Raw genomic sequence first — 20,930 nt, forward strand, 5'->3', positions numbered from 1 at the left:
TTGCTGGCGGCCGGTCGTTTCGATGGGTTCAATTTGGAGAATTACGATGGCCGTGCAGCCGTTGCGCAACGAAAGGCGCCCCCTGAAGCCGCTGCACCCCTGGACGCAGCCGGACAACACCTCCCGGTACAAAGTGAGGACCGGAGACACCTGGATCACCCTGGCGGCCCGGAACCACCATCAGTATTCCGAGCACGACATCATCTGGGTCAATTTCCGTCTCAGCCCGCTCGACCGCTTCTACACCGACCAGGTCAATTGGTACCTGCGTGAATATGTCGGTTGCCGCCACAGCCTCGACGGAGGTCGGAACTGGGCTTTTACGGACGACGCCGACCCTGGATACATCTTTCTTCCGAACTTGACATACAACGAGGACGCGATCGCCATCACCGGCAAGAGGGGCGTGGGTGGAGTCACCGCTCCCGGATATAGCGATCAGAACGCATACGATACGATATCCAAGGCGCTGGACATCTATGGCGTTGCCGACATGGGCATCAGCATGTCGGAAATTCCGCTTGTTGCTCTTGCTGAAGGTGGAATGATCGTGACCGGCGCGCTCGCCTCCATTGTTGGACCCTTTGTTGCACTGGGCTCCCCTTATAACGACGCCCTGAAGTACAAATCGCGACAGCATTTCTTCGGTGGATTTTGCTCGTCCTTTGTCATGAGGGCCGACGGTTGGTCGGCCGCGATGGTCAGCGACTTCTATCCCCCGCTTGCCTATCCGCCGCTCGACAGCGTCTTTCCCGAGAAGCGCGAAACATTCCGCAAGCTCTACAATTTCGGACTTCAGGCCGGCCGCTTGCAGGCCTCTCGGCTGAATACTGTCGACCGGAGAAATCTCTTCGTTCTGCTGCGCAGCCGTCTTTCCGACGCGGACGCGCGCTATTGGAGCGGTGACGTCAAGGAATGGTCGGTTCGAAAGAAGAAAGATTACTACGATCTCCTTGGTGCCATTCTCTTAAAATTGATGCTGGACAACGACCTGAAGATCAAGCTGCGGTAACTTATCCATCTGTGACGCTGACGCTCTTGAACAGGGTGGCGCAGCCCAGTCGCTCCGGAGATATGGAAGCCTATTCAGTGACTAGTGACCGATGAACCGAGAGGGTCGCTTGCGACGAAGTTGTCTGTGGGAAGTCAGTTGACCACCAAGCTCGACGGAGGAGTTGCGTTTCATGTCATCAGTGGGATGGGAGGTGCTCCGGCGGTGGGGTGAAGACGCCGTTCGCGTCGAACGGCTCGCTGGTGGGGTCGCTAACGACGTGTGGAGCCTGCGTGTCAATGGGCGCCTTGCGGTCGGGCGTCTCGGGGTCAGGAGCGACGCGGATCTCGCTTGGGAGACCGAACTCCTCCAGTACCTCGACCGTGAAGGCCTGACCGTGCCGGTGCCGATCCCGACGACAGACGGCCGGCTGTTTGCGGACGGTCTGGTGGTGATGACATACGTCGAGGGCGGCCCGCCAGAGACGGAGGCGGACTGGCGTTGCGTGGCCGACGTGCTCCGCCGGCTCCATCGGTTGACTGCGAACTGGCCGCAGCGCCCTGGCTGGCGATCGTCGACCGAGCTCCTGCACGCCGACACTGGGACGAGGATCAAGCTTGGCGCAATGCCGCCCGAGGGCGTTGCTCGATGCCGAGCGGCATGGGGCCGTCTCATTGGACGTCCGACCTGCGTCATTCACGGCGACCTCAACCCCCGCAATATTCGCATGACCGCAGATCGGGTCGCACTGATCGACTGGGACGAGTCGCATGTTGACGTCCCTGACCTCGACCTGGCGCTGCCCCACAACGCTGCCGGTCTCGACAGCGTCGCGCTTGACATAGCGGCGCAGGCGTCGGCCGCGTGGCAAGCTGCCGTTTGCTGGGACGATGAGTACTCGATTAGGCGGCTTGCCGAAGTTCGAGCGGTCTGAGCAAGCGGTAGCGGCCCTTGACCAAGTCGAGCGGTTCTTCAACAGGATCAAAAGATATCGTCCGGTGGCCACACGGTACGACAGGCTGGCCGCCAACTACCTTGCCTTTGTTCAACTCGAGTTCCGGGCCGGCGGTGGGTTCCCGTCCCTTACGCGTCGCTCACCGAATGTTGCTCGAACGCCCCGCGCCGCCGCCTCCAGCAGGGGCGAGATAAGCGAGAGAAATCGACAGGTTTATCAATAGGTTATAGCTTACGCAGCCAGCGCGGCGAATTGCCCCTGTTGCACGAGCTCTCGGTCCACCAGAACTTTGAATGCGAACTTGAACGCGTTCGCTCTGAGCAACGACAACATGAGGAATGGACCAGCCTCCAAACTGTTACTGTACGCAGATGGGTGGCGGCCAGTAACGTACGAATTGGTTCGTTGAGCAAATTTTTGCGTTCTATGCTGCCGTCTTAGCGACGCGACTACTATCCTTTGGACGCCGGGTGTTTCGCCATGAGATTGTACAGGCACCTCCAGGTTTGTTTTCTTATAGCTGCTGCGCTGTTCCTGACCTCCCAGGCAGCTTGGGCAACAAAGCGGGTGGCCCTGGTGGTCGGCAATTCCAGCTACCAGAATGCCCCACTCCTGCCGAACCCTGCCAACGACGCCGCAGCCATCACCGCGACCTTGAAGAGCGCAGGTTTCGACGTGGTCGATTCCAGGCTCAACCTCGCTGCGACAGACATGCGGCGGGCTCTGAGAGAGTTCGCCGATCAGGTCCGCGACGCCGACATTGCCCTGGTCTACTATGCGGGCCACGGTATCGAGATTGACGGGACGAACTATCTGATCCCGACAGACGCCAGGCTCGAACGCGACACCGACATCTATGACGAGGCGTTCTCGCTCGACCGCGTCCTGCTCGCGATTGAGCCTGCAAGGCAGCTTCGCGTCGTGATCGTCGACGCGTGCCGGAACAATCCGTTCGCGGATTCGATGAAGCGCACCGTTGCCTCACGATCGATCAGCCGGGGGCTGGCCAGGGTCGAGCCCACCGTCTCCAACACGCTGATCGCGTTTGCCGCAAAGGCCGGGCTGACCGCGCTGGACGGCAACAGCAAGAACAGTCCGTACGCGTCAGCTCTCGTGAAATACATCGCAAAGCCGGGCCTCGACTTGCGCAGGGCCTTCGGCTTCGTGCGCGACGACGTCCTGCAAGCGACGGGCAACCGGCAGGAGCCCTATGTTTACGGCTCGCTGGGCGGCGAGGACGTTGCACTTGTTCCGGCTGCCAAGGCAGACGAGCCGACACAAGCTGCCAATCCCCAGTCCGAAATTCGCCGTGACTACGAATTGGCGTTGCAGCTGCGCAATAAGCCTGCCCTGAACGCATTCCTGAGCCAGCATCCGGACGGGTACTATGCAAACCTCGCCAAGCTGCAGCTCAACCAGCTCGATGCCGAAGAGGCACGCGTCGCCGCGACAGCGAAGGCGCAGCAGGCCGAGCAGGAACAGGCTCGCCTGATGTCCCAGGGCGCCCAGCGTGTCGACCGGGAGAAGGCTGCTGCGGATCTGAAGGCTGCGGAAGAGGCCCGTGTCGCCGCCGAGAAAGCGAAGCAAGCAGCGCTCGAGCAGGCGACTGAAGCGGAACGGAAACGAATTGCATCCGAATCCACAACAGTCGCGGGGCTTTCGGAGAATAAACCCGCTATTGGAAGCACGATTGCGGATGGTCCCGCAACAGCGATGTCCGCCGAGCCCAACAACACGACGAGGCTCGCCGCGTTGACCGCCGAGCCGCGCCCGACCGATATCGCAAAAGCCGATATCGCCAAGTCGATACAGGGCGAATTGAGCCGCGTCGGCTGCTTCACCGGTGCCGTCGATGGCCAGTGGAATGCGGCTTCACAGCGTTCGCTGGCTTTGTTCAACCGGCACGCGGGAACCAAATTTGATGCAAAGCTCGCAAGTCTCGACGCGCTTGACGCGATCAAGCTCAAGCCGGCCCGGGTCTGTCCGCTGATCTGCGATCATGGCTACAAGGCTAGCGGCGACCAGTGCGTCAGGATCACGTGTGCCGAGGGCTCGTTCCTCAACGATGACAATGAATGCGAGAAGCGGCGCGGAAAGAAGCCCGTTGCCAAGCGCAACACGGACGAAGGTACGTCACGTGCCGATCGTCCGGCCCGCGAAAGATCGGAGCCCACGGCGGACGTTCCGCGGCGACAGGCCACTGCGAAGGCAAGTGGCGGAGGCGGCAGCGGCCAGATCGTTTGCGATCAATATCTGTGCCGTCAGGTCCGTCGCGGCTGCCACCTCGACTACCGAGGCGGCGGCGGCCCCGGCGGCAACACCGGGAATGTCGAAGTCTGCAACTAGCGAGGTGCGAGTTCGCCAGCCGTCGTAGGAAGCCCTATCGAGGATCCGGCGAATATCGCATGTAACATCGGGTCGGCCCAAGTCCACGCCCGACCCGGTCGATGCGGAGCGACCCTCGTGGTGGCGTGTGAGCTCGAACAGAAAGACGCCAAGTCCTTTCCGGGGGTGACGCTCTTTACGAGGCGGCTGGCGCCCGGCATGAAGCCGACGGCGGTCTATCTTCCGCCAAAGCATGTAACGACTGCCACCAAACTGGATATCGTGATCTGGCTGCACGGCTTCTACGTCAAAGACCATGAATTCCTGTTTCACAATGATCCAGCGCGGCTCCGCGAACAGGTTCGGGATTCCGGCAAGGACGTCGTGCTCATCGCGCCGTTTCTCGGCTATGAATATGCCGATGGCGATAGCTTTGCTGGAAATTACAGCGTCAAGGATCTGGCAACGTCGAACTGGGGGGAGCGCTACCTCGAGGAAATCCTCGGAGCTTTGGCCAAGTTCCTGGGAGGCTCTTCGACGTCCATTCCTCAACTCCAGATTGGCAAGCTCATCATCGCTTGTCACTCCGGCGGTGGCAACGGCATGCGCAATCTGGTCGGAACTCTCGGAAAATATCAGGCCAAGCTGACTGCTTGTTGGGGATTTGACTGTCTTTACGGCGCCAAGGCGCGACCTGACGATGCGACCTTCTGGTACCAGTGGCTGTCTGGACAGAGCGGCGCTGCGCTGGAAATCGTGTACGGTCCATCAACGCTGCCGCAGTCCGTGAAATTGGATCTGATAGGACGCGGGCTGGCGACCTCCGACGGCAATCAAGCGCAGCCTCAGCGCCCTGCCCTCAAGAACCTGCGCGTGAGCGTAGGTCACTACGATCTGTTCCCGGCCTTCGGTCAGATGGTCAGAGTCAACGATCTGGACGAAGCTTTCGTCGATCGGTTCATGATCCCTCAGGTCGCCGACCAACCACGGTCGCACCAGAAGTCCGCATCCTCGAGTGGCGAGTTTCTCCAACGCGCGATTTCCAATGTTCGCAGCGCATTTCCCTTCCCCAACGACATTCATTACATGATCGCCCGGGGCGGCTTCTTCAGCCGCCTCAGCAAGCTTTGATGCTGGCGGCTTATCCGCACGAGTTTACTTGATGGAATAGGATTTGGCGTCGAACGACCAATTGTTCGGCAACAGCCTGCCGCTGGCGTTGTCCGGCACGCGCAGCTCACTGGTCCAGGCCGATAGATAGCTCAGTGCCGCGGCTTGATCTTGTAGCTTGCGCGGCAAGTCCGGCAAGTCGACCAGCTGGACACGTCGCTCGCTCAGGATCGCGATCATCACTGCAGATCCTGCTGGCGGTGCGACGACGTACTCAAAACCTTTCTGCCGTGCAGCCGGGCTCGGAACGACAAATTCGACGCCAGGCTTGACGAGATTGATGTCGCGGCCGTCGGACTGCGCCAGCAGCTCGGGAGTCGGAAAAATCTGGGACATCCGTCCTTCCGCATCGACATCGACCAGAATGAGATATCCGGGTTTCCTGGCGGTGACGCCAAACGAGACCTTGCTGCCGACAGTGACGGTCTGGCCTGGCATGATCTGGAGCGACACACCTGCCGCATTGGATTGGCTACGCACCGCCTGCACGGGCCAAAGCCACCATTCATGCGTGCGGGCAGACGGCGCTGGCGACGGCAGCGGTGCCGCGCAGGCGGCTCCCCCACCGACCAGCAGCGGTAGCAAAAGCATTGCGAGCCAGGGTCGCTGCCGGTGGATCAGCTGCAAAGACCGCACCGGCTGCTCTCCTCAGGGAGCACTGAAGAAGCCGATCGAGGCGATCCGGGCGTCCGCGGGCAAGTAGCGCTCGAGGCTCTTGATCATCTGGCCCGAGGCGCGGCGCCGGTTGAGCTGTATCAACGCCGTCTCGAGGTCGACCATGCGCTGTTGCGACGTCACTGCAACGATCTGTTCCGCACCAAAGGGTTCACCGACCTTCAGCGGCAGCCGCAAGCTCGCTGATCGGGCCAATGCAGGATCGGAGCCCACCGGATACAACATCTGGATGGTGCCGTCGCCGGACACGTTGAACAACAACACGGCCCTCGATGCCACATCGGACAGGTCGACCTGGACGGTTTGACCGGCACGCTGCTGGCGGTCGTCCGGCCATATGCGCATCATCTGAGGCGAGCGAACCGCGATACGCTTGAGTTCACGAATGGCCGCAGTGCGGTCAACAACGGTCGACAGACCGGCAACGTCCATCCCATACGCAACCACGTCGCCCCATGCGATCACATCGTGCGATACAGGATCCCAGATGAGGTCCGGGTTGTCCGTGGGTTGGACGGCCTGTACGGGAATATCCTTTGTCGTCACGCTCGCAAAGTAGCTCGTCTTGCCGTCGAGCGCCGCGAGCCGAATGGGCGAAGCGAGGCGAAGCGGTGGCGTTTCGCCGATCGGAAGGTCCTTGTTCGGGGCCGCGGCGAGGGTCGGCGCGGTGGATGCCTTGGCCGTAACAGCCGGCGGCGGGGATGCCTGGGCCTCGGTGGGCGCGCCGGTCCCGGCAGAGCCGGAGGCTGCTCGTGCGGCCGGCCCCTGAATCAAGACGACGCCGCGCGTCAAGCCGAAGGCAACCTCGGTCTCCGGTGCCTGTGCCGGCGACGAGATCGTCACGATGTTCTGGCGCTGGTCCGATAGCTGATAGACCACCTGCCGAACATTGCTGAAGAGCTCCTTCAGCGTCACCTTCCCATCGTGATTGATGTCCGCGCTCCCTTCCACCGCACGCGCGACTGCATAGCTGAGAGCCCCGCGAAGACCATCGACGCCGGGAATGCGGACTTCCGGCGCCTTCGTATAACGGTCCACCGCGGCCAGGAACGCCGTGCGGTCGAGGTCGAGCTCGGACTTCGGATCGTTACTATCAGAGACCGGCTTCAGTTCGTCGACCAGCAATGTATAGCGCGGCACCTGCCGGAAGCTCATTTCGGCGGCACGCGGATCGATATCGCGCACCATGCCGCCGCCATGGCAGGTGTCAGCCACGAAGATCACCTTCGCTCCGCGCAATTCGAACTGCCGGATGAAATGGTTGAACTCGCTCCCCAGAATGCGCTCGACGGAGCCGGTCGGCGTGGTTGCGAAGCCCGGCAGCAGGAACACGTTTTCCATCCCGTCCGGCTCCGAGCCCTTGATGCGCTCCGGTTCCTGGGTGCCATGACCGGCGATCGACAGGAAGATGAGGTCGTTGTTCCCGGTCCGCTCCACCAGCGCACTGATTTCGCGCAAAACGCTCGCCCTGTCGGCCTGTGCGTTCACGAGTTCGACGACGTCGCCGACCCCCATCGATTTCAAGCTGTCGACAATGTCAGTGGCGTCGGCAACCGCGCCCTTCAGCTTGCGTACGTTCTGATAGTCATCAATCCCGATGACGAGCGCGCGCACCGCCGCTCCCTCTGGGTTGCTGATCGCCAAGCCGCCGGCGGCACGCGCCTGCGGGGCCGTCAACCCGATCAACCCGGCCAGACCGATCGTTGCGCATAGCCGCCCGATCTTCCACTCGCGCCGCCTGGGCATTCGCATCGTAAGCCACCTCGACATCCTGCCTACCCATTCTGTAGCGCGAACGACACAGCCGGTTCAGCGCCTCTTGCTCGCCGTCTTGCGCCCCGCCTGTGGTTCGGTCTCGGGATAGGCGCTTGCAGAAACCGTTGCCTGGTCGTCCGCGAAGGCCTTGAAGCGGACCGGAACGTAGCCGCGCGAGAGCAGGCTCGCCAGCGGATAGACATTGCGGCAGACCCGGCCGTTGCAGCCGCCGGTCGAGGATTCCATCACCTCGGCCTTGCGATCGGGCGTGAATCGCAGGAACAACATCACGTGCGAGCCCGGCTTGTTCAATGCGTCGCCAGGCTTCAGGTCCCACGGATTTTCCACCGGGGCTGCAATCGCGGGAATTGCGGCAGTCGTGTAGTGGACGGAGAGCCCCCACGTGGCGCTGACGAAGGCCGAACAGTCGACGCCAGCCACATCCGGCCGCGGCGCGTTGCGCGTGCACACATTGCCGGCCAGCGTTCCGCTCTCGATCCGCTGCCGGAAGTTCGCAAGCGAGCCGTGGCAGCCCCAGCAATAGGGTACGCCGCGCACCTCCTGGTTCACCTTGCCCTGCAAATACCAGGGCCGCCGGACACGGCTGAAGCCGCTGCACTGGCTGTCGGGATCGCTGCCGTAGTTCGCCGGCGTGAGCTTCCACTGGATGCCCTCGAACGCAAACGCGGTCTCGATCGCCTGTTGTCGATTGGACGGCCTCACCGCAGCCGACGTGTTGACGACCACGCCGGTTTGCGGTGCCGGCGCAGCTGCCGTTCGCGACGGCCGCACGTCGATGATCGACACGTTGTTGAGAGGCCTGAAACCGACGCCGACCACGTCGATGCCGTCGGGCTTGGTCCGTAGAAAATAGACGTCGCCGTCGCCGGAGACCGTCACGAACCGTCTGGTCAACGGCGCATTTTCGAGAGGAAGCTCATAAATTCCCTCCAGACGTCCGTTCGCGGCGTAGCGCGCCACGAACGTGGAGGCGTTCTTGCCCGACGGCGGAATGTCTTCCGCCAGCACGTAAAAGCGGTCGCTGTTATCAATCTCGAGGAATTCCACCGCGCCGAGCTGGTTGCGAACCCGGAGGGCGAGTTGACCGATCGTCTCGTTGGAGACCATGGTCTGGATCTCGACCCGAACGCTCGCATTGCCCTTGTCCGGAATGATATCGGCGATCACGGAGCCCTTGCCCCGAGACGCCACATATTGCCTGTCGGGCTGCCGCGTCGTCTTGATGATGGCCGCGCGGGTGTTCTGGTCGAGCAAGTCGGCGGCGCTGCCGGGCGCCTGCGAACCCATCTGGGCAAAAGCGGAGACGGCAAGCCGATCGTCCACGCCACGGCTCGATACCTCCTCGAGCTGGATCACGTCGCCGCCCAGTCCGCGCGTGGATTGTCCCGCCGCCGCCTTCAGTGTCCGCACGCCGCCGTCCCAAACCATGATGTCATCGTTGCGGACGACGAGGTCCGTCGGCTGAACGTCCTGCGGCATTCTGAGGACGTCTGGATCAGAATTCGGCTGTTTGGGATCGAACTGGAGAATGCGGCCATTGATCTGGTCAAGCACGAACAGGTTGCCCTGACCGTCGACGCTGATCGCCTGCGGACCTCCGAGTTCCACGTCCTCGCTGGCCGGGACAATGCCGACCATCGAACCAGCTGAGCCGCTACCAAAGCTGCGTACGACAGTATCGTCAGCGCGGGCCTGGGTTCCGAGGAGCCCGGCGCCAAGGACGACGACCCTGATCCAACGCTTTGGACGAAGCATGTTCAATGCACCCCGAACCGATCGCCGCGCCGGATCGACTAATCCCATATGCCGGTAACGCGGCGCTTCAATTAGTGGTGAGTAATCTCAATCCCGTTCAATTCCATCACTGGAGGGTGATCGTCCTACCCTCTTCAGCCTGCGGTGCAAACCATGGCCCGAAACAGATTTGAGCAAGTGAATGAAATCCAGTCTGACGCAATCACGCTGGTCCTCAAGCGCGACCATGACGGTGCGTCCGGATCAATCGTGCTGCCGGCGGCAGCGACCGGGGGACGACTGACCACCGACCAGACCAGTGCTCAATTGCCGGCGCAGGACGCCTTTCGTGGCGCGATCCGACTGGCGAACGACTTGAAGCTGGCGGTGGTGGTGTGCGACCCGGAAGGGGTCTGGAAATCCGAATGGGGCGATCTCTATCAGCCGATCGAATGAGGCACACGGGCCGCAACCGGCATATGTTGCGCCGCCACATGGAGACAAGCTAGTGAACGCCTCCCCTGCCCAACCGTCTTCCCGAATATCGGCTTTGGCTTTGGCATTGGCGTTGTTCGTTGCGACGATGTGGCCGGCCCGAGCCAACGATTCGGCCGCGGAATTATCAATCGGAGGGCTCCAATTCGTACGCACCAGTGACGTGACCATGGAGAGCGAGAACCTTCGCATCGCACTCGACAGCGTCACGGTGCGCTACCAGTTCACCAATGTCACCACCAAGCCGATCACCCTGACCGTCGCCTTTCCGCTACCCGACATCGACCTCTCGGAATCCGAGAACATTGCTCTGCCGTCAAATGATCCGGTCAACTTCGTCGACTTCACGACCAGGCTCGATGGCAACCCGGCGCCACTGACCATTGATCAGCGGGCCATGGTCGGCAACAAGGATGTCAGCGCCTTGCTGCGTGAACTGAAATTGCCGCTGCTACCGATCGGCGACCGCGAAATCCGGGTGGCTGACCTGCCAGAGGCGACCCGAACTCGGCTCGTGGACGACGGCCTTCTGCTGCCTGCGGGGAGGAGTGACAACGGTCGCCAGCAATATGCGCCCGGCTGGGTTATCAAGACCTCGGCGGTCCGTCAGCAGGTGTTTCCGGCCGCCAGCACCGTCACCGTTGAACACCAGTATCGGCCGAGCGTCGGCTCCAGTCCGGACACTATCCTACGCTCTAGCCTGCGTCGCAGCAGCGCTCTCAGTCGGGAGGTTCAGCGCTACCGGAGAGAGTACTGCATTCAGGACGCGTTCCTCGCAGAGCTCGACAAGCGCGCGGGCAGCAACCCGGCCAACACCGGCAAGCTGCAGGAACGGCGCATATCATACGTGCTGAAAACCGGAGCGAATTGGGCCGGTCCGATCCGGTCGTTCAAGCTGACGATCGATCCAGGCGGCAGCGACCGTCTGGTGAGTTTCTGTCCTGGGCGGCTGAAGGCTTCCTCCACCGGCGGCACGCTTGAATATACCTCAATCGATTTCAAGCCGGATGCCGACCTGAAGATCCTGATCATCGGAACGTTTTGAGCGTGCCGATCAATTCGTGAGCAGCACGTAACGTGCGGCTGCTGTGATGGCTACCTTGTTGCGCTGAGATTCGCTGAGCGCCTGCAGGAAGAACGTGTCGGCAGCGGTCGGCTTCGGTTGGCGCAGGGAATCCAGGACCTGCGGGGTCGCCACCACCAGCAGTAGCTGCGGCCCGCTCCCGCGTGCTGGCGGGAGCGAAAAAGAAAGCGAGTCGATGCCAGGTTTCAAGAGATAGCTCAGGCTCTGGACCTCGCCGCGATCTGACACCATCAGCAGTTCCACGACGCGGTTGGCGAAGTTCTCAATCGTACCGTTGAGTGTTTCCCCGGCCTTTAACTCTGTCGCCGACAGGTTGATCCGCGGCGCTCGCGCCTGATCGCTCCCGACCTCGCTCAAGAACTTGACCGCCGGACATTGCGCCGGGGTGACCTGCCTGACGCCGACCGAAGCCTCAAAGCCTTGTTCACGCCGGAACGCCTTGTCGAAAGCATCGAACGGGGCGGTCGAGGACCCGAAGCCTTCGATGACGGCAGCATTCTGGCTTACAGCGACCGGCAGGATGAAGAAGCAGTCGCCGCCGGAATATTGCGCCACGTATTTGCGGATGCGATCGGTTCGCGCAGCCCTGTCGGGTGTGGGAGACGGCGTTACCGTCGGCGGCACCGGCAGCGCGACCGGCTCCTGGCGTCCCCCCTGCGGGGCAGCTGGCTCGGCCTTCGGCGGCCCCATTCCTCCAGCAAGCTTCGGAGGTGGCGGCAACACGGTTGCGCCCGGAGCCGACCAGATCAACTTGTAAAAGGCCCATCCTCCTCCTCCGAGCAGGAGCAAGACCGCCGCCAGGCCAGCCCCGCGCCAGAAACTCCGTTTCCACGCCGATGGTGGCCCGTCCTGCCGCGCCGGCGCCTTGCCTTCCGGGCGCGACAGCGGATCAAATCCGTACATTGGCGCGGGTGATGCCGCAGCCGAACCAGCCAGCGCCCAGTTCGCAACCTCCGCCATGCTCGGACGCAATGCCGGATCAGGCTGCAGCATCCGTTCCAGCAAGGGTCGGATGCGCATGTCCACCGCTCCGAGATCGGGTACGCGCCGGCGCTTCTCCACCAGTTGAAATTGGCTGCCGCCCATGTCGAGCTTCTGCCCGGTCAGCGCGTGGAACAGGACGAGCCCGAGGCTGTAGACATCGGATTTGGCAGTGACCTCGTTGCCGTAGAGTCCGACCTGTTCCGGCGACGCGTAATTGTCCTTTCCGGCAAAGCCCGAGCCGATAATGGTCTTGTCCCCCATCTGGGTCGATCGGGCGATGCCGAAGTCGATGAGCTTGGCCCGCCTGACGTCGTCGAGCGGCACAATGATATTGTCCGGCGAAACGTCGCGATGGATGATGCCGTGCTCATGGGCGGCATGCAGTCCCGATGCGACGCGCTGCATCAGCTTGATCAGCGCCTCGAGGGTCAACGGTCCGTCCTCGAGCATGTTCGAGAGGGAGCGGCCGTTCACGAATTCCATCGCGAGATATGGTCGCTGCAGCACCGGCTCGACCGTGAACAGGAAATAGCGAACGATGGCGTCGTGCGGCAGATTGTGGAGCGCGGCGGCCTCCCGCCGGAACAGCGCGAGAGCGGCTTCGTTCTCGACCATATCGGGCAGCAGCATTTTGACCGCAACGGGCGATCCGGTCTGGATCTCGCGGCATCTATAGACTTCACCCATGCCGCCGGCGCCGATCATCGCTTCGATCTCGTAGATGCCGTTGAGGCGGGTGCCGGTCGGCACGCCTCTGTAGGACGATCGGAACGGATCGTTCGGGGTCATCATTGTGATTTCCAATCGAGCGGCGATCTTGTTGGCTCACGTGATTGTGGCGCGAGCAGCCGCACAACTACGATGGTCACGTTGTCGAGGCCGCCGCGGTCGAGAGCCAGCGCGAGCATGTCATCGCAAGCCGCCTGTGCGCGCCGCGTCGCCGCATGCTGCAGGATCTCCTCGTCCTTCAGGTGCTTCGTCAAGCCATCGCTGCAGATCACGAAGATATCTTCCGGCGCGGCCGGGCCGGTCACCACCTCAAACTCCGGATCGTCGGCGACGCCGACAGCGCGCGTAATGGCGTTGTTCGGCCAATCCTTCACGTCTTCTCGCGACAGCGCGCCTTCGGCGATGAGCTCCTCAAGTTCGCTATGATCGTGCGACACCTGGTTGATCATCCCGCGGTTGATCAGATAGACCCGGCTGTCGCCTGCCCAAACACAGGCATAGTAACCCTCGCGAACGAGCAGAACCGCCGCCGTGGTTCCAACCGTGGCCCCCTGTCGCTCCTGGCTGAGCGCCAGGATCTGCTGGTTTGCGCTGAACAGCCGCACCTCGCATTCCGCCAGCAGATCGGCGGCGGACTCAAGCGTCCCGATCGCGTCAAGCGATTGCACCACAATGCGGCTGGCGAGATCACCGGCCTCATGACCGCCCATTCCGTCGGCCACAGCCCAGAGGCCGACATCTGTACGTACCAGGAAAGAATCTTCGTTACGCTCACGCACGCGCCCGGCGTGAGTGACACTACCGACATCGAATAAGGTTGGGACGTGTGTCATCGCGCGTCATCCCGTCCCCGGTCCGGCCGAAGCAAGATCCCCGGTCAACAGCATCGCGTAGTGAAACGGATCCGGCAATCCGCGGTAGCTCAGCGCCATTGACGGAAATCCCTCGCCTCCGGCCGTCCACCAGAAGCTGGCCGCGGCGTAGACGTCCGGGGCGGCGGCGCAAAGTGCAGCAAACGTTCCCGCGAATGCATCGGCCGCCGAACCAGTTGCGACCGCGCCGGTACCAAGCGACGTGATTGATGGGCCGCAGGCCGCGGCCTCTCGCACTCGCGGCGCCTCAAGACGATCCAGTGCATCGGATATCTGCTCGAAGGTTGCGGCCTGATCCAAGGTCGAAAGCAGAAACGCCTCCGCTTGCCCGAACCATTCATCCTGCGGATCGATGTTCGGTGGGGCCAACACCTCGCCTTCGCGCGCCACTGCATGCAGCGTCAGTGGATAGTACCGCCCGACCCCGTCGAGCGATGGCATGATCGCCCCTGTGACCGAGCTACCGCAGATCGCTGCGCCGAGCCAAAATCGCCAAACCGGTGCGGTAACGAACGCCTGCCGCCAATCCGAGCCCAGTCGGTGGCGACTTGCGGACAGCGCAGCCTGCAGCCAGGGCTCCCATGCTTCAAGGAAGCCGCGCGGGGTCGCGATTGCGATGAAGTCGCGCTTTGCGCCGATCTTGCCGAATAAACCGCAACGCATCGTCATATTCCCGTCGGGCAACGAAACTCCCGGAGCACTGACATGTTCAGCGGATTGCGCAACGATCCGGTCGAGATCTGATAGTTCAGCTCGCGCCCGGCGACGATGAAAGTCGCGCTGGCCGTCTCCGCCTTCGCCACCAGCGAACCTGCTTCCAGCATCCGGAACAACGACCAGGGACCGGTTCGCTCGAGCACGGAAGGCGGACCCGTGTCGTTGCTGACGGAAATCGCCGTTCGCGGCGACGGACCGGGCCACAAAACCGTCGTCGGCGCGTTGCTCTGCGGCTGTGGCGCAGGCGCCGGTTGCGGGCCGCCGAACAAGGATGACGTGGCCGGTCCGGGACTGGTCGGTCCCGTGATCGTGGTACCGCCGATCTCGGTCTTGACGGTCACGCCCGGTCCGGCTGAACCGGGCGGCCGGATTGCGAACGATACCGCCGGCACGGCGCCGCCTGTCTGGAAGAAGGCATCACGAATATAGGCGGCATTCTGAAATTGCTTGAGCGTATCCGGAGAAAACGATCGTCCGACGGGGCTTTCCTTCCGCCAGACCCATTCGGACCGAGACGTGTCGGCGTAGGGCGCGAGATACTGCGCAAAGAATTTATCCATGATCCCGTTCGGGCTGAAGACCTTGGCGAAGTCGGCGAGCGGAACCTCCTGGTTGCTGCTCCGGACGAACGGATAGCGGTTGGTCACCGTCTGTTGGCAGGCGGGCGTCACCTGATCACGCAGCGTCTGCAGGATCTGTCCCGCGGTCGAGGCCGCGATGCTCCCTTCGAATTCCGCAGCCGCCGCTCGCAACATGTCGGAGAACGGCGGCGGCATGCGCGAGGCATTGTTGCGAAGGGCCGCAACCTGGGACTGAAGCGCGGCGGTCGCCTGCGCGGTCAGTTGCGGATTTTCGATCATCAGCGTCAGGTTCTGTGCGATGTCGTTCAAGTTGGCGATGGTCGAATCGATCGGCCGGTGCGTGCTCTCGCCTTCGAGCACGGCGTGGTAAGGCTTGAACTGTGCCTCGATCGTCGCGCCGATGGGGCCATCCTGGGCATTGGTGAAGAGTGCCGGGGCCGGTGGAACCGCAGCAGCCGCAGGTGCCGCGGAATTCGCCGCCGTCTTCGGGCGTTCCTTTGTCAGCGTGGTTTCGTCGCGAACCGATTCCAGGATCTGCCGCATCGGCGAGGTCGGCGCGGAAAGCGCGCGCAGCACCTCGTATTTGGGCTTATCGGCGAGCAGCTTCTTCAGGCGCAGGCTTCCAAGTGCCGTTCGCCAGGTCGTCACGAAATCGTTGGAATAGATGCTGAGCAGATCGCCCGTCAGGTTGTCATATTGCTGGTCGACGGCCGACTGCTGACCGGCATCGCCCAAAACCCAGCGTTCCCGCTTCATTCGCTCCGACAATCCGGGCAACCGTGCCACGAACTTCTGATGGAAGCCGGAATAGGTGAAGAACTCGGGCACACGCAGCGCATCGAGCGGTTGCCCGGTCGTGGTTTCGAACACGACAGCCATGTCCGGACCACCGCGCCGGCTGGCGATCCAGTCGCCAGCCGAGGACGCACGCGCCTCCGATTTCAAGAATTCGTAGGCGCGTTGCGAGACGCTGAGGCGCGCCAGCGAGCTCTGGGCCTGCTTGATCAATCTGCCGTCGAGCTCAACAAGCGGCGGCTGCTCGGTCTCGAGGTCGAACATCGCAACGAGGTTCTCGTCGAGCAGACGTCGTCCTTCCGCGTTCGTCGCGCCGGGATAGAGGTTGTCCGCCCAGTCACGCTGCATCCATGAGCGGATCAGCTCGCGGTCCGGCGCCTGCAGGCCACCAAGCATCAGGTAGACCTTCAGCGCCTCGTAAACGAAGGCCGGCTCGTTGATCCGCGCGTTGAGCTGCTCCTCCAGGCGATAGAGAAGGCGCGGCCGGAACATGCGCTCGAGCGCCGTATGGTAGGCTGCCTTCGCAGGGGATAGCAGCCGGGCGTGCTGACTGAGCCCATAGCGTGCCGACAGAGGCACCGACTCGTTGCGCGATGCATAGCCCGCCGGTGCATTGCGCAACCGGTAGAGCAGAGGCAGCACCTTGTCGAGATCGCGATCGGCGATCAGCGTCTCCTTGATAACCGGCGCTCCGGCGCTCGCATATTCACTGTCCGCCTGCAGGCTCTGCTCGATCAGATCGGAGTTGCGCTTGTAGCTCGTCAGCCACGCGGCGATCAGCCCGATCGAGACCAGCCCGATCAAGGACAGCGCCGCGGTCTTCAGGATCAGCGCACGGCGTACCGCGGCACGGTCGGTCGAGACCCAATCGGCCTCGCCGATGATGACCTTGGAAATCAGATCTGCCAGGAAGTAGCTCTTGCCCGTGCCGGAATAGGATCCGGAGCCGACCTCCTCCGCGCCGAACGTGCGCGCCAACGATCCGATCAATTGATCGATCGGCGTGCCTTGCTGTGTGCCCGACGTGAAGTAGAACCCGCGCAGGTTCGCATTGACGTGATAGCGCGTCGGCTCGAAGATCTGGTTGAGGAAGTCGTGGATCTGCGGCTTGAGCCGCGCCATCTGCGCCGGGAAACCGAACAATTGCACGCGATGCTGCGGCGTCGGCTCGTCCTGCAGACGATCGAGCGTTTCCTCGCTCAGGCGCTCCAGGAGATGGTCGAACTCGACCGGGATCTGTCCGACCAGATTTTGGGTCTTGTCGGCGGTCTGGAACGTGGCACCCCAGACCTGACGGCGGCCGGCCTCGCCGAGATAGGCGAAATATTCGGTGAATCCGGCGACGAGATCGGCCTTGGTAAAGAGCGCATAGACCGGGAAGCTGACCTTGAGCCTCTGGTGCAATTCGAGCAGACGCATCCTGATGGCATCGGCGTGAAGTGCGAGCTCCTGCTTCGGTAGCGTCAGTATGTCTTCGATACTGATGGCGACGAGTACGCCATTGATCGGCTGGCGAGACCGGCTCTTCTTCAGGATGTCCAGGAAGGCCAGCCAGCTATCCTTGTCGGCCTTGCTGTTGGAATCCTGCGTGGTGTAGCGGCCGGCAGTATCGATCAGCACGGCTTCCTCGGTAAACCACCAATCGCAATAGCGGGTACCGCCGACCCCGGCGATGGCCGCAGGCGTCGCTCCACGCGCGAGCGGAAATTTCAGACCGGAATTGACCAGCGCCGTGGTCTTGCCGGCACCGGGGGGACCGATGATGATGTACCAGGGGATATCGTAGAGATAACCGGACTTGTTGCCACTGGCGATCTTCAGCGTCGCGAGCGCATCCTTCATGCGCTCCTTGAGCACCGGCTCGTCGCTGACCGGTTGATCCGCACCGGCGATACCATCGGCAATCTCTTTGGCATTCTTGCGCCGCTTGAACAGATTGAGACCGACGACAGCTGCCACGGCCGCGGTCAGCAGCAGAATAGCGATCTGGCGGACGATATGGTTCTCCAGTGGCCGCCAATCGCCGAACGCGATGAATGGACCGGCGAAGTAGATCACCGCTCCGAGAGAGCTGAGCCCGACCCCGTAGAGAATGATGCGGATAATGTCCTTGGCAAGCATCTAACCGTACCTGTCGCAAACCGCGAGAGCCCGCGGTGTCGGCCTATTCACTGCGTTCGATAAAGATCTCGACGCGCCGATTCTTGGCGCGCCCCTCGGGTGTCGTGTTGCTGGCGATCGGCGCATCGGCTCCCTTGCCCTCGATGTCGATGCGCGAACCGTCGGTCAGGCCAGGCTTGAGCGCGGCGGCAACCGCCTTGGCGCGCTCGACCGACAACTCGAAGTTCGACGGGAAGCGGACGGTGCGGATCGGCGAACTGTCGGTGTGGCCTACGACCCGGAGGCGTCCTGGCTCCTTGTCGAGCGTTGCCGCGACGCGGAGCGCGACCGGCTTGAAGCCGTCGAGGATGGTGGCTTGACCCGAGGCAAACAATGCCAGGTCGCAGACCCTGATCACGATGAAGCTCGCGGTCTGGTCGGCCGTCATGGCGCAGACGGTGTTCTCCTTCGCCAGGGCGTTCCGGATGCGCTGCAACTGGGTGATGCGGTCCGGTGGCGGCGGAGGTGGCGGCGGTGGCGGGGGAGCAACGACGCGCCGCTTTAGCTCGATCGGACCGTCCGGATGGAGTGCGTGCGCGACCTCGGCAGCATTCTCCGCCCGGCCGGCCAAGAGCGTCCGCAGGACGAAATAGGACCCGGTCAGCAGCGCTGCAGCCACCGCCGCGACCAACCAGACGGGAACGCGCAGACGCTGCCGGCGCCCCGCCAGCGCCTGCCCGCGCCAGTTAGGCGACAGGTCGCTCATCGTTTTCGGACGGACCCGGCGCAGCAATTCGTAGAGGTTCCGCTGGATCAGCTGCAGGTTGGCGAGTCCGCCTGCCGAGGTTCGGTGAATGCCCTGGAAGCCGAGCGCCAGGCAGGCGTGCTGAAGTTCGAGCACCGGATAGTTGACCAACGGATCAACTTTCAGATGGTCGAGGATCTCGAAGAAGCGCACGCCACCGACCCGTTCGCCGAAGAACCGGCTCAACATCGAATACTGCGTCCAGACGTGGCGTTCCTCGGTCGGGATGTGCTGCACGATATCGTCGGCAGTGGCGCACAGAATGTATTTCGCGGTGTTGGCCTGATACTCGGAAATGCCCGCCGAGCGGATATCCTTTTCGAAGAACTTGATAGCGTCGGCGACCTGCTCCATCAGGCTCGCGAACGACGCACGCATGAGCGCCACCCGCAAGCGGCCGAGCAATTGGAGCAATGGGCCCGCCGCGCGCATCACCGGATTGGCATTTGGCGCGACCAGATCGTCGACGCGCAGCGGCGGTCCGGGCGGCAATATGGGCTGCGGCGCCTGGTTTTGCGCAGGCGTCGAGATCCATTCCTCGGTCGGATGGCTGACAGGCGGGGCGGCGTAACTCGCGCCCTGCGGGACGGGAGAAAAGGATGATGGCGGTGCCGGCGTGTCGCGAGAGGGTACGGGCGATGGCGAATAGGCCGGACGTGCCGCAGGTAGCTCGCCCGCCGGAGGTTGAGGGGTCGGCGCCGGCGGCAACTTTCCGCCAGGGTTGGGACGAATGATCGTCCGTTCGCCCCGACCGAAAGGATTGACCGGCTTGTCCCTGTCGCTCATGGCCTGTCTTCCAGGATGGCCCAAAGGTACAGCTCGAGCTCCGGCCAATCGCCGGAAAAGTGCATTCCGATCGATGCCGCGGTGCTGAACTCAGGCCACAGCGGCGACTTGCGATCGAGATAGAAATAGACGTGATCGGTGATGGCGCGGATATGCGGCGGCGGCGTCGGCAGATGCACCAACGTCAGACCCGGCAGGTTCGCGTGCACGATCTCGTTCATCTTCGTGTTCGGCCCGACCTTGAACAGGTGCGGGAAATCGTTCTGGATTTCCACCAGCGGCCGCCGTGCGGCAACCTCCAGCACCAGGGTCGCAGTTCGGAACAGCGCCCGATCGCGGATCGGCGATACGAAGGCGTTCTGAGCGCGCTCGATGATCTCCAGGCGGATCGCCCGCCGGCCGAGCCGCGCGCTCAAGAAGTCCTGGATGTCGCTCACCAAGGGCGTGAACACGTTCTCCAGATCGTCGTGATCGTACGCCGGATAATTGCGCGCGCGGCGCTCCGCCGTCGCGAATGTCGCAAGTTCACCCGCGAATCTCAGCAACTCCTCGTACAACCGCTCGGGGTGCACGCTGCCGGACCGCTGGAAATGGGTCAGCACGGGAATGGTGCGGTTGAGCACTTGCAGCACCAGATAGTCGACGCTCTGCAGGCCGCCTCCAGATGACGGATCGACTGCATAACGTGCGAGCTCGTCGAGCTTGGTCTCGACCCAGCCGATGATGCGGTTGAGCCAACCATCGATGACCGGATGCGCGGCGCAGGCCAGCATCGGCGGCACGAATTTGTCGTCGAATAAGATGTTCTTGTCGCGCACCTCCAGAATGCGCGCGATGCCGAGACCCATGTATCCGGGCTTGCTGGTCTTGCGCAGTTCGAACGACAACCGCGGATAGGCGATGTCGATCTCCTCCTCTATGCGTAACGCCGAGGTCGAGTCGATGAAGGTCTCCGACGTCCGAACATAACGACTGGCGCTGTCGGTGCGGTCCTCATCGACCTCGCGGGTATTTGGCGCCGCCACCGGCATCATCAGCCAGACGATCTGGCCTGCGGCCGTTTCCGGCACTTCGATTGCTTCCGGGATGGGGCTATCGGCGGGAATGTCGAACGGCGTTCCGTCCGGCATGACGCCGGAGGCGTTGCGCACCGCGAACTTGCTCTGTTCGGTAAGATCCCTGTCGATCTCGAGCTGGGCGAAACCCCAGGGGTACGGCGTCGTGTAGCGAACGCGCTTTTCCAGCAAGTGTTCGATATAGCGGTCGTTCTGCTGCAAATGATGCGGTCGCAGAAACAGACCTTCTGACCAGAAAACTTTGCTGTACCAAGACATTCCCACATCCACTCAGTAATTA

15 protein-coding genes and 1 pseudogene are annotated in these 20,930 nt (G+C 62.6%); 7 read left to right on the forward strand and 9 right to left on the reverse strand.

Annotated features, from left to right (window positions below; all coding sequences use genetic code 11):
* Positions 1–46: 46 nt before the first annotated feature.
* The 5 genes and pseudogenes from P6U31_RS21465 to P6U31_RS21485 all read left to right on the forward strand — a co-directional run bounded on the left by P6U31_RS21465 (position 47) and on the right by P6U31_RS21485 (position 5,402).
* A complete protein-coding gene (locus P6U31_RS21465) occupies positions 47–1,012 on the forward strand; it encodes a hypothetical protein (protein ID WP_407183679.1) in 966 nt (321 codons plus the stop codon).
* Positions 1,013–1,193: 181 nt separating this feature from the next.
* Positions 1,194–1,925, forward strand: coding sequence for a phosphotransferase (locus P6U31_RS21470; protein WP_407189905.1), 732 nt, complete (start codon positions 1,194–1,196; stop codon positions 1,923–1,925).
* A 25-nt stretch (positions 1,926–1,950) separates the two neighbouring features.
* Positions 1,951–2,043, forward strand: a pseudogene (locus P6U31_RS21475) (IS5/IS1182 family transposase); the annotation flags it as partial.
* 383 nt (positions 2,044–2,426) lie between these two features.
* Positions 2,427–4,292, forward strand: coding sequence for a caspase domain-containing protein (locus P6U31_RS21480; RefSeq protein ID WP_407183680.1), 1,866 nt, complete (start codon positions 2,427–2,429; stop codon positions 4,290–4,292).
* A gap of 117 nt (positions 4,293–4,409) precedes the next feature.
* Positions 4,410–5,402: a hypothetical protein gene (locus P6U31_RS21485; protein WP_407183681.1), complete on the forward strand. Its 993-nt coding sequence runs from the start codon at positions 4,410–4,412 to the stop codon at positions 5,400–5,402.
* 24 nt (positions 5,403–5,426) lie between these two features.
* On the opposite strand, the gene P6U31_RS21490 is transcribed toward P6U31_RS21485, so the two are convergent.
* From P6U31_RS21490 to P6U31_RS21500, 3 genes are read right to left on the reverse strand one after another with little or no spacing between them, the layout of a single operon-like run.
* Positions 5,427–6,077, reverse strand: coding sequence for a DUF4384 domain-containing protein (locus tag P6U31_RS21490; protein ID WP_407183682.1), 651 nt, complete (start codon positions 6,075–6,077; stop codon positions 5,427–5,429).
* A gap of 12 nt (positions 6,078–6,089) precedes the next feature.
* Positions 6,090–7,868 (reverse strand): caspase family protein, encoded by a 1,779-nt coding sequence (locus P6U31_RS21495; protein ID WP_407183683.1) that lies wholly within the window; start codon positions 7,866–7,868, stop codon positions 6,090–6,092.
* Between the two features lie 57 nt (positions 7,869–7,925).
* Entirely contained in the window at positions 7,926–9,647 is a 1,722-nt protein-coding gene (locus P6U31_RS21500) for a hypothetical protein (RefSeq protein WP_407183684.1), read from the reverse strand.
* Positions 9,648–9,824: 177 nt separating this feature from the next.
* Between P6U31_RS21500 and P6U31_RS21505 the strand changes: the two genes are divergently transcribed.
* Together P6U31_RS21505 and P6U31_RS21510 are read left to right on the forward strand one after the other, a co-directional pair.
* The gene (locus tag P6U31_RS21505; protein ID WP_407183685.1) at positions 9,825–10,082 is read left to right on the forward strand and encodes a hypothetical protein; all 258 of its coding nucleotides are present in this window, start codon (positions 9,825–9,827) and stop codon (positions 10,080–10,082) included.
* A 127-nt stretch (positions 10,083–10,209) separates the two neighbouring features.
* The gene (locus P6U31_RS21510; protein WP_407189906.1) at positions 10,210–11,166 is read left to right on the forward strand and encodes a DUF4424 domain-containing protein; all 957 of its coding nucleotides are present in this window, start codon (positions 10,210–10,212) and stop codon (positions 11,164–11,166) included.
* Between the two features lie 9 nt (positions 11,167–11,175).
* Here P6U31_RS21510 and P6U31_RS21515 read toward each other — a convergent pair whose 3' ends face one another.
* From P6U31_RS21515 to tssK, 6 genes are read right to left on the reverse strand one after another with little or no spacing between them, the layout of a single operon-like run.
* Positions 11,176–12,978 (reverse strand): serine/threonine-protein kinase, encoded by a 1,803-nt coding sequence (locus P6U31_RS21515; protein WP_407189907.1) that lies wholly within the window; start codon positions 12,976–12,978, stop codon positions 11,176–11,178.
* Positions 12,978–13,751, reverse strand: a complete 774-nt coding sequence (locus tag P6U31_RS21520) for a PP2C family protein-serine/threonine phosphatase (RefSeq protein WP_407183686.1) — start codon at positions 13,749–13,751, stop codon at positions 12,978–12,980. The genes P6U31_RS21515 and P6U31_RS21520 overlap by 1 nt, the downstream gene beginning before the upstream one ends.
* A 6-nt stretch (positions 13,752–13,757) precedes the next feature.
* On the reverse strand, positions 13,758–14,474 hold the full coding sequence (gene tagF, locus P6U31_RS21525) for a type VI secretion system-associated protein TagF (protein ID WP_407183687.1): 717 nt from the start codon (positions 14,472–14,474) through the stop codon (positions 13,758–13,760).
* The gene (tssM, locus tag P6U31_RS21530) at positions 14,456–18,004 is read right to left on the reverse strand and encodes a type VI secretion system membrane subunit TssM (protein ID WP_407183688.1); all 3,549 of its coding nucleotides are present in this window, start codon (positions 18,002–18,004) and stop codon (positions 14,456–14,458) included. The genes tagF and tssM overlap by 19 nt, the downstream gene beginning before the upstream one ends.
* 43 nt (positions 18,005–18,047) lie before the next feature.
* Positions 18,048–19,574, reverse strand: coding sequence for a type VI secretion system protein TssL, long form (gene tssL / locus P6U31_RS21535; RefSeq protein ID WP_407183690.1), 1,527 nt, complete (start codon positions 19,572–19,574; stop codon positions 18,048–18,050).
* Positions 19,571–20,908 (reverse strand): type VI secretion system baseplate subunit TssK, encoded by a 1,338-nt coding sequence (gene tssK, locus P6U31_RS21540; RefSeq protein WP_407183691.1) that lies wholly within the window; start codon positions 20,906–20,908, stop codon positions 19,571–19,573. Before tssK ends, tssL begins: the two co-directional genes overlap by 4 nt.
* Positions 20,909–20,930 lie beyond the last annotated feature (22 nt).

It is taken from the genome of Bradyrhizobium centrosematis (assembly GCF_045571495.1).
Classification (GTDB): domain Bacteria; phylum Pseudomonadota; class Alphaproteobacteria; order Rhizobiales; family Xanthobacteraceae; genus Bradyrhizobium; species Bradyrhizobium centrosematis.

What these genes read in the sequence shown, in the direction of transcription:
- tssM (WP_407183688.1), bottom strand. Translation starts at nt 18,004, where the DNA reads ATGCTTGCCAAGGACATTATCCGCATCATTCTCTACGGGGTCGGGCTC.
- P6U31_RS21480 (WP_407183680.1), top strand. Translation starts at nt 2,427, where the DNA reads ATGAGATTGTACAGGCACCTCCAGGTTTGTTTTCTTATAGCTGCTGCG.
- P6U31_RS21510 (WP_407189906.1), top strand. Translation starts at nt 10,210, where the DNA reads ATGTGGCCGGCCCGAGCCAACGATTCGGCCGCGGAATTATCAATCGGA.
- P6U31_RS21515 (WP_407189907.1), bottom strand. Translation starts at nt 12,978, where the DNA reads ATGACCCCGAACGATCCGTTCCGATCGTCCTACAGAGGCGTGCCGACC.
- P6U31_RS21520 (WP_407183686.1), bottom strand. Translation starts at nt 13,751, where the DNA reads ATGACACACGTCCCAACCTTATTCGATGTCGGTAGTGTCACTCACGCC.
- P6U31_RS21465 (WP_407183679.1), top strand. Translation starts at nt 47, where the DNA reads ATGGCCGTGCAGCCGTTGCGCAACGAAAGGCGCCCCCTGAAGCCGCTG.
- tssL (WP_407183690.1), bottom strand. Translation starts at nt 19,574, where the DNA reads ATGAGCGACAGGGACAAGCCGGTCAATCCTTTCGGTCGGGGCGAACGG.
- tssK (WP_407183691.1), bottom strand. Translation starts at nt 20,908, where the DNA reads ATGTCTTGGTACAGCAAAGTTTTCTGGTCAGAAGGTCTGTTTCTGCGA.
- P6U31_RS21495 (WP_407183683.1), bottom strand. Translation starts at nt 7,868, where the DNA reads ATGCGAATGCCCAGGCGGCGCGAGTGGAAGATCGGGCGGCTATGCGCA.
- P6U31_RS21500 (WP_407183684.1), bottom strand. Translation starts at nt 9,647, where the DNA reads ATGCTTCGTCCAAAGCGTTGGATCAGGGTCGTCGTCCTTGGCGCCGGG.